Source organism: Listeria sp. SHR_NRA_18, from assembly GCF_003856515.1.
GTDB lineage: Bacteria > Bacillota > Bacilli > Lactobacillales > Listeriaceae > Listeria_A > Listeria_A newyorkensis.
Genome location: NZ_QPKR01000001.1, coordinates 515,533 through 529,029 on the forward strand (window position 1 = coordinate 515,533; position 13,497 = coordinate 529,029).

Below are 13,497 nucleotides of genomic sequence, written 5' to 3' on the forward strand. Positions count from 1 at the left end.
AGAATAATTTGAAATTACTAGTAGTCAGTGACAGTCATCATGAACGCGACTGTCTCATCCATTTGAAGGAAAAATATGAAGGAAATGTTGATGCGATGATTCATTGTGGCGATTCTGAGCTTGAAAAAGATGATCCCGCGATGCAAGGATTCCATACAGTTCGAGGAAACTGTGACTTCGGCTCGGATTATCCAAACGATTGGGTCGGCGTGGTTGATGGTTATCGTATTTTCACGACACATGGTCATTTGTATAATATCAAGATGACGTTGATGAACCTGCGTTATCGCGCGCGTGAATTGAATGCTGATTTTGTTTTCTTTGGTCATTCGCATGAATTAGGCGTTGATATGCTGGATAACACGATTATTTTGAATCCTGGTAGCATTTCCCTTCCACGAGGACGAGTTCAAGATAAGACGTATGCCTTGATCGATGCAACAGATAAAGGCGTGACGATTCGCTTTATGACGATTGATGATGTCGAATTAACCGAACTAACGCAAACATTCCCGCTTGTGAAGAACAACTAGTTTTTCAAGCGGGCAAGACAGTTGGAGCGCTAAAAATGGATAAACTTGCAGTAATATGAATATTTTTTAGAAAGTTTATCTAAAACCATTGACAAATCGCCGAAAAAATCATAGAATGATACTTGGCTGTGAAAATTGTATAGCGCGTCCTGATAGCTCAGCTGGATAGAGCAACGGCCTTCTAAGCCGTCGGTCGCAGGTTCGAATCCTGCTCAGGACATAATATTGTAAAAAACTTCTACTAATTAGGAGTTTTTTTGTGTCTAGAATTTAAAAACTCGAATTGCACTTTACCGACAACTCGAGTTCCACTTTGTATTATTTTAGTCCTCCAACTCAAACCGATCATGCAACACCTGCGCGGCTTTAATCATCTTCTTCTCATCCACCACAGTTGAAACCTTGATTTCCGATGTACTGATCATTTTAATCGCCACATCATTATCCGTCAACGCCTCAAACATATGCGCGGCTACTCCGGGGTTAGAGACCATCCCAGACCCAACAATCGATACTTTCGCTAAGTTCTGCTCGGATTCTAGTTTTGCGTACTGTAACGTCTCCTGATGCTCTTCCAGCACGGCCAACGTTTCGAGTAATGCTTTTGTTTTAATCGTGAAGGAAAGGTTGCCGTGGCCAAGTCCGGTGATACCTTGGATAATAATATCTACGTCGATATTGTGGTCTGCGAGCGTTGTAAAAACCTTCGATACGCGCATGTTTTCTTTCTTATCCCAGTGAATCGTCACACGGGTTATTTTATCTTCAAATGCGATTCCTCGCACGACTTTCGTATTTTCCACGGTCATTTCCTCCTCAATCATCGTTCCTGCTTCGGTTTCGTGGCTGGCTCGGACTTCAAGCGGGATGCGGTAATTTTTCGCGTACTCCACTGCTCTTGGGTGCAAAACGCCTGCTCCAAGGTTCGCCAATTCTAGCATTTCATCGTAGGTTACTCGGCTCAGCTTGCGCGCGTTCTTGATGTAACGCGGGTCTGTTGTGAAAACGCCGACGACATCTGTGCAAATGCTACATTTATCGGCTTCTAGGGCAGCGGCAAGCGCGACGGCTGTTGTATCTGATCCGCCTCTTCCTAATGTCGTGATTTCGCCGTCTCCACTGACACCTTGGAATCCTGCAACAATCACGATTTGGCCTTTGTCTAGTGCGTCTTGAATCGTTTCGGTGTCGATGTCTAGAATTCTGGCATTGCTCGCAATCGCTTCGGTCGTGATGCCTGCTTGCCAGCCTGTGTACGATACTGCTTCATAGTTCTTCTCGTGAAGGGCCATTGATAGCAAGGAAATCGTGATTTGTTCGCCGGTCGAAAGCAACATGTCCATTTCGCGCTTGCTTGGATGATCGCTAATTTCTAGCGCCATATCGACAAGCCGATCTGTGGATTTTCCCATCGCAGAAACGACCACGACTACTTGATTCCCTTTTTCAAATTCGCGGATTGCTTGATCTGCGGTTTTTTTGATTTTTTCGATGGTGCCCACTGAGGTTCCGCCGAATTTTAAAACTACTCTTCCCAAAAATACCCCTCCTATTTCGGTTTTTCTTCATTCATTTTTGCAAATTTTGCGTGGACTGCTTCAGCAACGGCTACCGGTACGCCTGCTTCTTGGATTTCTGCGACGGACGCGGCTTTTAGTTTTTTCATGGAGCCGAAATGTTTGAGAATCGTTTTTTTGCGGCCTGGGCCAACGCCTGGAATGCCGTCGAGTAAGGATTGGAATCCGGTTTTGCTTCGTAGTTGGCGGTGGAATGTGATCGCGAACCGATGGACTTCATCCTGAATGCGTTGCAGTAGGTAGAATTCTTGGCTGTTGCGATGTAACTGCACGACCGCCAGTGGATCGCCGAATAAGAGCTGGCTCGTTTTGTGCTTGCTATCTTTGGCAAGTCCTGCGACCGGGATATCGAGTCCAAGCTCATTGACCAACACGTCTTTCGCGCTATCAATCTGGCCTTTTCCTCCATCAATCAAAATGAGGTCTGGGAGTGGCAAGCCTTCTTTGAGTACGCGCCAATAGCGACGACGCACCACTTCGCGCATCGTTGCATAATCATCAGGTCCCACGACGGTTTTGATTTTATATTTGCGGTAATCGTTCTTGCTCGGGCGGCCGTCAAGGAACGTAATCATCGCGGAAACCGGGTCTGTCCCGTAAATATTCGAGTTATCAAAAGCCTCAATTCGGTTCGGCGTCGGAATCCCCATCGCTTCTCCAAGTTTTTCCGTGGCACCAACCGTCCGTTCTTCATTACGCTCGAGTAGCAAAAACTTCTCATTTAGCGCAATTTTAGCGTTTTTGTACGCCAATTTAACGAGGTCTTTCTTATTTCCCCGCTTTGGAACGAGGATTTTCGTATCTGGCAATAACGCCTGAATCGCCTCTTCATCCACATCATCCGGAAGGAAAACTTCCTGCGGCGGAATGTGATTCGTCTTCTGATAAAACTGCCCGATAAACGTCAAGAAATCTTCGTCCGCATCGCTATAAAATGGGAATTGTGACACATCGCGTTCAATCAGTTTACCTTGCCGAATGAAGAATACTTGCACGCACATCCAGCCTTTATCAATCGCGTAGCCGAACACATCGCGGTCCACGAAATCGTTCATCGTCATTTTCTGTTTTTCCATCGTCGTCTCAATCGCAGTGATTTGATCGCGGTATTCCGCCGCTTTTTCGAACTCCATCGATTCGGCCGCCTCTTGCATTCTCCCCATCAAATCCCGCTTCACTTCTTTGTACCCACCATTTAAAAATTGGACAATCTCATCCGTCATCGTTTTATACGTATCGGCTTCGACTTTGAAAACGCACGGCGCGAGGCACTGCCCCAAATGGTAATACAGACACACCTTGCTCGGCATCGTCGTACATTTGCGCAACGGATACAACCGATCTAAAATTTTCTTCGTCTCATTCGCCGCATACACATTCGGATATGGACCAAAATACTTCCCTTTATCCCGCTTGACTTTGCGTGTAATAATCAATCGCGGATGCCGTTCGTTCGTAATTTTGATGAACGGGTAGGTTTTGTCATCTTTTAGCATAATATTGTAGCGTGGATCATGTTTTTTAATCAAGTTTATTTCGAGCAACAGCGCCTCCACGTTCGAGGATGTCACGATATATTCAAAATCACGAATTTCTTGAACCAAACGTTGTGTTTTACCGTCATGCGAACCAGTGAAATAGGAGCGCACGCGATTCTTCAAAACCTTTGCCTTCCCGACATAAATGATCGTCCCCTGCTGATCCTTCATCAAATAGCAACCAGGCTGATCAGGCAAAAAGGCAAGCTTATTTCGGATATGTTCTGTCGTCATTATCATCACTCCACAGTCTTGCTTTACTTCCTCTTTAGTGTAGCATAAATCGGCTTTGTTGCAACAAAAAAAGCTAGGAAAATGAGGGGAATACGTGAACTAAATCGCGCATCCTCTCATTTTTAACCAGCTCTTCGACAATTCTATAGATATTTCGCTAAAACTTCATCTAATTCTTCTTTTGGACGATAGCCGATAATTGTATCAACCACTTCGCCGTCCTTCTTGATAAGCAATGTCGGGATACTCATCACACCAAATTTGCCTGGTGTTTCTTGGTTCGCATCCACGTCCATTTTAACGATTTTTAATTTGTCGCCTTGTTCTGCGTCAATTTCTTCTAGAACTGGCGCAACCATACGGCAAGGACCACACCAAGTTGCCCAGAAATCAGTAAGCACTAGACCTTCGCTCGTTTCTTTTTCGAAATCCGCGTCTGTAATTTCTTGAATAGCCATTTCTCTACCTCCTTACACCTATTGTATCGTTAGTATAGCACTGCGTCTGCGTATGGAGCCAATAATCTGCTCAAAATTTTACTTCAGCTCGGCGATAGTTACTCCGTTTCCACCTTCTGCAGCGGCTCCGAATCGAATCGATTTCACCATTCGGTGGTGTTTCAAAAATTCGGTAACGCCCTGTCGTAGCGCGCCCGTTCCTTTACCGTGAATAATACTGACTTGGTGGTAACCGGCAAGCAAGGCCGCATCGATATATTTATCCACTTGTTGTAGCGCATCTTCATAGCGCACACCACGCAAATCAAGCTCGGTTTTTGTCACAGAATTATCACTTTTCACCGTTGTCACATGCCTCAGTTTCTTCGGTTGTTCCGGTTTCATATACTCCAGATCAGCTTCCTTCACCTTCGTTTTAATGATCCCGATTTGAACGTTCCATTCCTTACTATTCACACGATTTAGAAGCACCCCTTTTTGCCCTAATGACAAAATTCGTACTTGGTCTCCTTGCGCGAACGTATGCGCCACTTTTGGTACATCATGGACGACTTTTTTCTGAATCGTTTTCGGCTTCACTTGATTTAGGCGGCTTCTCATTTCGATCAGTTCATGTTCTTTGAGTCCTGCGGCACCTTGAAGTTGCATTTGGCGCAACTCTTGAATGATCGCTTCGGCCTCGACTTCTGCTTTTTCGATGACACCTGCTGCTTTTTCGTTTGCCTTTTCAAGCAATTTATCTTTTTGATCATGATACGCGATAATCTCTTTTTGCAGGTCTTTTTGCAGTTTTTCAGCATCGCGACTCATTTGATATGCTTCTTCGTACTCTAATTCCGCAGCTTTACGCTTCTCTTCCAAACTCGAAATCATATCGTTCAAATCAGCGCTTTCCGTGTCGACAAGGCTTCTTGCATCTTCAATAACTGCCTCACTCAAACCAAGACGACGTGAAATCGCAAAAGCGTTACTACGCCCAGGTACGCCAATCAATAAGCGGTACGTTGGACTCAGCGTTTCCACATCAAATTCCACTGATGCATTCGTCGCAAAGTCGCGATTATAGCCGTATGCTTTTAGCTCAGGATAATGCGTCGTTGCTACAACGCTTGCTTTTTTGGCGGCCACCGCATCAAGAATCGCAATTGCGAGTGCGGCCCCTTCTTGTGGATCCGTCCCAGCTCCAAGCTCATCGAATAGAATCAAGGAATCGGCGTCCATTTTGTCAAGGATCGATACAATGTTCGTCATATGCGAGGAGAACGTACTCAAACTCTGCTCAATTGATTGCTCATCCCCAATATCAGCGAAAACTTGCGAGAAAACAGCAATTTCCGACTCTTCTTCTGCGGGAACTTGCAATCCAGCTTGTGCCATCAGAGTAAGCAAACCTAGCGTTTTCAGCGTAATCGTTTTCCCACCGGTATTTGGCCCCGTAATGAGCATCGCGCGATAGTCCCCACCAAGCAGGATATCGTTGCTGACAACCGTTTCCGGATCGAGTAACGGATGACGCGCATTTAGCAATTTCACAATGCCGTCCTGATTAATTCGTGGCGTAATCCCTTTCATTGACTTCCCAAACCGTGCCTTCGCAAAAATAAAGTCGAATCGTGCTAAAACGTACGTATTTTGCCGAATTTCCGTGATGAATTCTGCTAGCACCGCCGAAACCTCCGCTAAAATGCGTTCAATCTCCTGCTTCTCTTTTGCCTGTAAAGTACGGCGTTCATTATTCATATCCACCACGCTTTGCGGTTCGATAAATAGCGTTTGACCCGAGGCCGATTGATCATGCACAATCCCGCCATAATGCCCTTTATATTCATGCCTTACCGGTAAAACGTAGCGATCGTTTCGAATCGTAATGACCGTGTCACTCAACATTTTAGACGCGTTCTTATCACGTAAATATTGCTCCAAACGCTCACGAACACGACCTTCCGTACGACGCAACGTCTGACGAATATTCCGCAAAGCCTCACTCGCCGTATCCAAAATTTCACCAGCTTCATCCACCGTCAGCGTAATCGTATCTTCCGTATCACGCATCGGGACAAGCTTTCCAGCAAGTTCATCCAGCAGTTCTATTTCTACGCCCTGTTCTACAAGGCCATCAATAAACTGCTTCATCAAACGGCTCACTCGAAGATTGCTCCCAGTTTGATAAAGTTCCAAACCGCTTAAATCCCCGCCGATTTCGAGTCGTTTCATATGCCCAGCTACGTCGTAAACGCCAGAAATTGGCGCAGCCCCGCGTAAACGAATGACTTTTGCACCTTCCTCGGTTTCCCGTTGCGCTAATGTCACTTTTTCTATATCCGATGTTGGTTTTAGCGCTCGAATGGCCTCCTCACCTAATGCAGAAGAAGCAAATTCGAGGAGTTGCTGCTTTATTTTATCGAATTCTAAAATCGTTTCTACTTTTTTACTCATATTATTTTAACTCCAGTTAACGTCCTTCTATTTCGGACGATTATTTTTTACAAACGCGAGAAAATCCTCTTTTCCCATCGTATTCAGTACATTTGCTTTGTTCAGCCAACCCTTCGTCGCCGCTCGAACACCAATTTCCATAAAATCCAAATGCTTCGTGTCGTGCGCATCTGTATTAATCGCAATCGGCACATGACGCTCCGCTGCAAGCTCCAAATACTTCGCCGTCAAATCCAGCCGTTGCGGATTCGCATTGAGCTCAAGCGCAGTTCCAGTCTTCGCGGCCATTTCAATCAATTCCTCCACATTCACGCGATACCCATCACGACGACCGATAACACGCCCTGTTGGATGCGCAATCAAATGCACATAAGGATTTTCACAAGCCACTCGTAGGCGATTCATGATCTCTTCCTCTGATTGTGAAAAACTAGAATGAATCGAAGCAATCACAAAATCCAAATCCTGCAGCAAATCATCGTCAAAATCGAGCGTTCCATCCGGCAAAATATCCATTTCAATCCCCGATAAAATCTCGATTTCCGAATACTGCTCGTTGTATTCCCTAATCTCCGCCTGCTGCTTCCGAATCCGTTCCTCCGTCAAACCATTCGCCACTTTCAAAAACTGCCCATGATCCGTTATCACCATGTATTCGTAACCCTTCGCAATACACGCTTCAATCATTTCAGAAAGCGAATACGCGCCATCGGACCAAGTCGTGTGCATATGCAAATCACCTTTTATATCCGCGAGTTGTACAAACGCAGTGTCCGGCTTAATTCGGTCGATTTCCGTCCCATCGCGCCTCACCTCAGGCGGCAAAAACGGAATATCAAAATGGGCAAAAAAAGCTTCCTCCGTCTCAAACTGCTTCACATTCCCAGCTTGGTCTTCTACGCCATATTCATTAATTTTCTCATCTTGCTGCTTAGCAATTTGACGCATCCGGATATTATGATTTTTCGAACCAGTAAAATGATGTAGCGTACTGACAAATTCAGCCGGTGCGACCATTCGAAAATCCACAGAAATTTTGATGCCCTCATCCAATTCCACCGAAACCTTCGTATCCCCAGCCGCAATCACCTGATCAATCGTTTCAATCGCTAACAGTTGCTTGGCTACTGCATCCGGCTGATCCGTTGCAATCACAAAATCCAAATCCTTCACCGTTTCCCGCAACCTTCTGAAACTTCCTGCATGCGAAAACCGAACAATTTCAGGAATTCCAGCCAAATAAGCTTCCAGACTTTTCGCAATCGGTAACACATCATTCAACGGATATCGATCCGGACGCTCGCCCATTTCTTGAACAGCCTCCACCATTTTATCAACAGACTTCTGTCCAAACCCCTTCAACGCAGAAATACTGCCATCCTCCGCTTTAGCAAGAAGTGAGTCACGATCAACGACACCAAGCTCCTGATACAAACGAGATAACTTTTTCCCACCGAGCCCTGGCACTTTCAAAAGTGGTACCAGACCTTCTGGAACCTCCTTCTTCAGCGACTCCAACTCCTCCGACTCGCCAGTTTCTAGGTAATTTTGAATAATAACCGCTGTCGATTTACCGATTCCCGCAATTTTTGTAAAGTCCTCGATTTCTGAAAGACTGCGTTCGTCTTGCTCCAATGCCAGCGCTGCCTTGCGAAATGCTGCTATTTTGAAAGGATTCTCACCTTTTAACTCCATATATAATGCGATTGTCTCGAGTAAATTAATAATTTTCTTTTTATTCATTTCCCATCACTCCCTCTAAAAACAAGCAGAAAAGCTGGAACTGAGCAGCCCCAGCTTTTCGCTGACATACATAAAAACTATTTAGGTAGCATTCCCGTCATCCACTTGTAAAATGAATCGGATAACAGCGGTGTATTTTCCAGAATCCACGTAGCGACCGACGAGCCAGTAATCGCATTTTGCGCCCACTCTGCTGGAAAAATCGCGCCGATATACAGAATCAAGAAAATAACCAAGTACGTTTGTAAAACTCCTAACACTGCACCAATCAAGCCATTCACCTGACGTAAAACCGGTACCTTCGTAACGCCTTTAAACAAAGAAGCAATCATGTGCACAACGATAATCGCAACTAGGAAAATCATCAGAAAAGCAATGCTATTATAATACGCATTCTCTGTATGAAGCGCATCAAGTAGCGCATACAAATCACTCGACTTATCCAACTCTGGGTAAGGAATAAATGTAATATGCGGTGCTAACTGTTCGTAATACTTGTACGCCACAAAGAAGCTTAATAGATAACCAATCGTGATAATTAACTGGCGTAAAACACCGTTACGATAGCCGTTGACGAATCCGCCAATCAACAAAATGAGTATAATAGCATTTAAAATCAATTTATTCGCGTCCTTTAATTCGAGCCAGCTCTTTCTCCAACTCTTGATATTTTTCCTCTAATTTCAGATAATCATGTGTGGCATTAACGGCAGTCAACACAGCTAGTCTACCACTGTCTAAGGACCGATTCTGTGCACCAATCTCATGCATTTTTTCATCAACCAGACGCGCAACCAGACGAAGATGTTCGGTAGATTCTACACCAACAATCGTATATTCTCTTCCATATATTGTTGTTGTTAGCTTATTTCTAGTATTATCCGCCATCTGTCTTCCTCCTCATTAATATCCTCAGCACACATTTATCCTACTTGTACCCCATCTTATCATGAAAAGCAACCGAAGAAAAGCGCAAATGTTCTAATCTAGAACGATTTCAGTCTTAAGTATGAAACAATCCCGTGAATTATGGTAAAATAAAAAGCAATGAACCTAAAAGAAAGAAGTTGATTCCAATCGCAAACACCGTTATTCAAGCCACACCAAAACAAATCGAAGCCATGCAAAAAGCTTACTTATCTCATATGTCCGACAAAATACCACCCGGCGCAATTTTTGCTGTGAAAAAAACTGGTCTCTCTATCACCGCTTATAAATCTGGAAAAGTGATGTTCCAAGGCGCAACTGGTGAACGTGAAGCCGCTAAATGGGGCACTGCAACAACACCAAAAGCGAAGTCTACAAAAATAAGCACATCCGTCCTACCAGCAGGTTTCGCGTCAAAAAACGTTGCTGGCTCGGATGAAGTTGGTACTGGTGACTATTTCGGGCCAATGATCGTTGCGGCTTGCTATGTCGATCAGGCAATGATGCCACTTTTGAAGCAGCTCGGTGTGAAAGATTCGAAAGCGATGACCGATCCAGAAATTTGCGAGATTGCTAAAAAAATCATCCCCGTTGTCCCGCATAGCCTCTTGCTACTGCCCAATCCTAAATACAACGAGTTACAAGCAAAAGGCATGAACCAAGGCCAGATGAAAGCCATTCTACATAATCGCGCATTAGAAAACGTCCTCAAAAAAATAGCACCTATCAAGCCTGACGCGATTCTCATCGACCAATTTGCCGAAAAGAACACCTATTATCGCTACCTTGCCAAAGAAGCCTCCGTCGTTCGTGAAGATGTTTTCTTCGCAACGAAAGCAGAAGGTCTGCATCTCTCTGTTGCCGCGGCATCGATTATTGCTAGATCCCGTTTTGTAGAAGCTTTTCATGAAATGGAGCGAGAACTCGGCTTCCAAATCCCTAAAGGCGCCAGCTCCAAAGTCGATCAAGTCGCGGCGGATATTCTAGATGCCAAAGGAGAAGAAACACTTCAACGCTACACAAAATGGCATTTCGCAAACACTGATAAAGCTCGAAAATTATCGCGAAGAAATTAAATGAATGATATCCTTACCTCGCAATGAGTTGCCAAGTAAGGATATCATTTTTATATGTTCGGAATTTGCCAATTAATCGGCGCGACGCCACTCTGCGTTAAATAATGATTCGCTTTCGAAAAGTGTCGGCATCCCATAAAACCGCGGTTCGCTGACAATGGACTTGGATGTACCGATGTTAATATCAGGTGGTTCGGATTTCGCAACAATGGCTGTTTAGATTTCGCGTTATTTCCCCACAATAAAAACACCACCGGCTCTGTCTTTTGCCCAAGTAACGAAATAATAGTATCCGTCAGCTTCTCCCAGCCTTGATTCGCATGGGAATTTGGCTTCCCTTCCCGAACCGTCAGAACAGTATTTAGCAATAATACACCCTGTTCTGCCCACGGAAGCAAATAACCATTATTCGGTATCACTAGCCCCAAATCATCCGCCAATTCTTTGTACATATTAACAAGTGACGGCGGCGTCTTGACACCCAGCTTCACAGAAAATGACATTCCATGCGCCTGCCCTGCTCCGTGATAAGGATCCTGCCCAAGAATCACAACCTTTACATCTTGATATGCCGTATATTTCAGCGCATTAAAAATATCATACATATCGGGATATACTTTCTGATTCCCATATTCGACTTTCAGAAACGCTCGTAATTTCAAATAGTAATCCTTCATAAATTCTTCTTGTAGTAATGCATCCCAATCATTTCCTAATTGAATCATGTTGTTTCCCCCCACTTATTCTTGATACCACAATTATACATGTATCACTCGAATAAATGAACCGTTTTCATACTTTTTCTGTAAATTTTTAATGCTCGATTTCGCTTCTTCATTTATGGTCGAGATTGGAACAACGCCGTTTATTGTTTGTACAAGCGGATCCACCACTCTCGTTTTTCCTCGCATATGAAAATCGTAATTCTGCTCATTTAGCTCTACCTCAACCTTCGTATGTAAAGCTGCAAGTTCCTTTTGGAGTTTCGCATCTGAAATCCCACTTAATTTCTCCATAACCTCTGCGTCTGTACCTATTTCTAAAAATTTCATGGTTACATAGTCTGAATCTAAGGTATATCGCAAAATCGCCGTCATTTTCCAGGCGCTGTATATATTTTTTTGGTTCAGTAAAACGGCATCGACATACTCTTGATATTTCTGGATATACCAAAGCGCAACATCTTCTGATTGCAACACAAACCGGCCATCCACAACAGACAGGTCATTCAAGAAAAGCGCGACTTCCTCCTCCCTCATATAGCCATATGTCCGCATATCTCTTAAAAAATAATCAATCCGATCGGCACAAAGATGAGGACTTGGCTGTTCTAGCAATTGGTACTGTGCTAGGTTATCCAACGCCAAATCAGTGGTAGCTTCTTTAAGAATTGGAGCAACATCACTATTGCGGATCGTATCTAAAAAAATATGATCATGGTAGCTTTCTGTATTGTCGCCAACGAGATAATCGATGACATGAGAAAAACTAGTATGAGAAATGTCGTGTAGTAGCCCCGCCACTTGTTCTTCTATACTGCCTCCAAAGCGCTGGATAAGCAACATTACGCCAATAGAATGCTCCAACCTCGTTACCGTCCAACCATCATGAATAAGATATGCGGCTCCAGCTTGATGAACGCCTTGAAGTCTCTGCATTGCTTTAGTTGCTATTAAATCTTGCATGACGTTATTCACTTCATACGCCCCGTACAAAATATCATTTCCAATCATTTTCGGACACCTCACCAACAAGAACTTATGTTCGTATTTTATATTAAATTATCATCCATGTCAACTAAAACGCAGACTTGAAATTCGAACTATATCCATTTGCCAAAATAAAAAACTAGCTTCATGGTTTCCCAATTCGCTAGATTTTACTCTTATCAAAAATGATAACCCTCAGTTTTTGAAAAATTGGTTTGCAAAGTCGAAATAATGCGTATCCAATCAATCCGCCACTCACATTCCATATCAAATCATCCACATCAACATATTTGAAAGCAACTTGATAAAATATGTTTTGTAGTAATTGGAGAAGTTCTATAGACACAGACAACGCAACAGCTAACAAAAACATCCTTTTCCAGCTTACTTTATACTTTGAGCATAGTGGATACAGACAGCCCAGCGGTACAAACATAATGATATTCGCCACTACTTGAAAGATACCTTGACTGACATCCATATCTCCACTATACATGTAAATTTCCCAAATAGTCGCAAAAGGGATGATATTAATTCCTGACACACCTTCTCTAAATAATCGAGTATCTTCAATTAACCTACTATTCGTCATAATTGGGAATATTGTATAGCCCACAACCCCTGATATATAAATAAACATACACGATTTAAAAATTATTTTCTCAATTGGCTCTTTCTTCCTAATCCACCGAATTAGAAAGAACGCATAGATAATAAGGGCAACAAGAAGTAGGTCTTTTGCTGTCAGCATATTTTACGCCACCTTATTTATTTTTAATAGTCCCAACACCTTTTGTTGTGTAGTTATTACTCACTTTCTCGGCTTTAATATAAAAATCAGAAGAGGCGCTTCCAACATAATATTCATGTGTCGTCGTTACACTTGCACCACCTTTTCCTTGTATACACGGTCTTACGCCATAATAATCATCTGGACCCCATCTTTCCTTAAAAAGGCTTACATCAATTTTTTCGGTTGATTTTCCTTGTCCGGAAACAGCTAATTTGAGATTAACATACCCTTTACTTAGTTTATGATATTTATTGTTTTTCGCCCCACTAACCACATTATAACTAAACGTAAAGTTTACATTTTGACTAACCGTTGCTTGTACGGTAGCTAATGGTATGGAGATAATCAAAGCTCCCGCCATTAATGAAGTTACTAATCTCCCTAATCTGTTTTTCTTCATAGAATTATTCTCCTTTTTGTTTTCTTTTTAAGCGATTACATATGTTAAATCAAGAGAAGTACTAAGTTGTTCA

The 13,497-nt window shown here is 43.3% G+C and carries 13 protein-coding genes and 1 tRNA gene; 3 read left to right on the forward strand and 11 right to left on the reverse strand.

The window, feature by feature from the left end:
- Positions 1-8 precede the first annotated feature (8 nt).
- Both DUK53_RS02590 and DUK53_RS02595 read left to right on the forward strand, forming a co-directional pair.
- Positions 9-533 carry a metallophosphoesterase gene (locus DUK53_RS02590; RefSeq protein ID WP_036131441.1) on the forward strand — a complete coding sequence of 175 codons (525 nt, stop codon included), beginning with the start codon at positions 9-11 and terminating at the stop codon, positions 531-533.
- A gap of 146 nt (positions 534-679) precedes the next feature.
- Positions 680-753: transfer RNA gene (locus DUK53_RS02595), tRNA-Arg, on the forward strand.
- A 103-nt stretch (positions 754-856) separates the two neighbouring features.
- Here the strand turns inward: DUK53_RS02595 and DUK53_RS02600 are convergent.
- The 7 genes from DUK53_RS02600 to zapA all read right to left on the reverse strand — a co-directional run bounded on the left by DUK53_RS02600 (position 857) and on the right by zapA (position 9,407).
- Entirely contained in the window at positions 857-2,071 is a 1,215-nt protein-coding gene (locus DUK53_RS02600) for an aspartate kinase (RefSeq protein ID WP_036130877.1), read from the reverse strand.
- A gap of 11 nt (positions 2,072-2,082) precedes the next feature.
- Entirely contained in the window at positions 2,083-3,882 is a 1,800-nt protein-coding gene (gene uvrC / locus DUK53_RS02605) for an excinuclease ABC subunit UvrC (protein ID WP_036130874.1), read from the reverse strand.
- A gap of 143 nt (positions 3,883-4,025) precedes the next feature.
- The gene (gene trxA / locus DUK53_RS02610; protein WP_036077069.1) at positions 4,026-4,340 is read right to left on the reverse strand and encodes a thioredoxin; all 315 of its coding nucleotides are present in this window, start codon (positions 4,338-4,340) and stop codon (positions 4,026-4,028) included.
- Between the two features lie 78 nt (positions 4,341-4,418).
- Positions 4,419-6,776 (reverse strand): endonuclease MutS2, encoded by a 2,358-nt coding sequence (locus DUK53_RS02615; RefSeq protein ID WP_036130872.1) that lies wholly within the window; start codon positions 6,774-6,776, stop codon positions 4,419-4,421.
- 27 nt (positions 6,777-6,803) lie between these two features.
- The gene (gene polX / locus DUK53_RS02620) at positions 6,804-8,519 is read right to left on the reverse strand and encodes a DNA polymerase/3'-5' exonuclease PolX (RefSeq protein ID WP_036093786.1); all 1,716 of its coding nucleotides are present in this window, start codon (positions 8,517-8,519) and stop codon (positions 6,804-6,806) included.
- 77 nt (positions 8,520-8,596) lie between these two features.
- Positions 8,597-9,139 (reverse strand): CvpA family protein, encoded by a 543-nt coding sequence (locus DUK53_RS02625; protein WP_036093279.1) that lies wholly within the window; start codon positions 9,137-9,139, stop codon positions 8,597-8,599.
- Between the two features lies 1 nt (position 9,140).
- Complete coding sequence (gene zapA, locus DUK53_RS02630; RefSeq protein WP_036077066.1) at positions 9,141-9,407, reverse strand: cell division protein ZapA; 267 nt, start codon at positions 9,405-9,407, stop codon at positions 9,141-9,143.
- Between the two features lie 188 nt (positions 9,408-9,595).
- Here zapA and rnhC point away from each other — a divergent pair, with 188 nt between their 5' ends.
- Entirely contained in the window at positions 9,596-10,522 is a 927-nt protein-coding gene (rnhC, locus tag DUK53_RS02635) for a ribonuclease HIII (protein ID WP_081964422.1), read from the forward strand.
- A 50-nt stretch (positions 10,523-10,572) separates the two neighbouring features.
- Here rnhC and DUK53_RS02640 read toward each other — a convergent pair whose 3' ends face one another.
- The 4 genes from DUK53_RS02640 to DUK53_RS02655 all read right to left on the reverse strand — a co-directional run bounded on the left by DUK53_RS02640 (position 10,573) and on the right by DUK53_RS02655 (position 13,424).
- Positions 10,573-11,247 carry a uracil-DNA glycosylase gene (locus DUK53_RS02640; protein ID WP_036093281.1) on the reverse strand — a complete coding sequence of 225 codons (675 nt, stop codon included), beginning with the start codon at positions 11,245-11,247 and terminating at the stop codon, positions 10,573-10,575.
- A gap of 33 nt (positions 11,248-11,280) precedes the next feature.
- Positions 11,281-12,255 (reverse strand): HD domain-containing protein, encoded by a 975-nt coding sequence (locus DUK53_RS02645; RefSeq protein WP_036093283.1) that lies wholly within the window; start codon positions 12,253-12,255, stop codon positions 11,281-11,283.
- A 139-nt stretch (positions 12,256-12,394) separates the two neighbouring features.
- Positions 12,395-12,982, reverse strand: coding sequence for a VanZ family protein (locus DUK53_RS02650; protein ID WP_036093285.1), 588 nt, complete (start codon positions 12,980-12,982; stop codon positions 12,395-12,397).
- 13 nt (positions 12,983-12,995) lie between these two features.
- The gene (locus DUK53_RS02655) at positions 12,996-13,424 is read right to left on the reverse strand and encodes a hypothetical protein (RefSeq protein WP_036093286.1); all 429 of its coding nucleotides are present in this window, start codon (positions 13,422-13,424) and stop codon (positions 12,996-12,998) included.
- Positions 13,425-13,497: the final 73 nt, after the last annotated feature.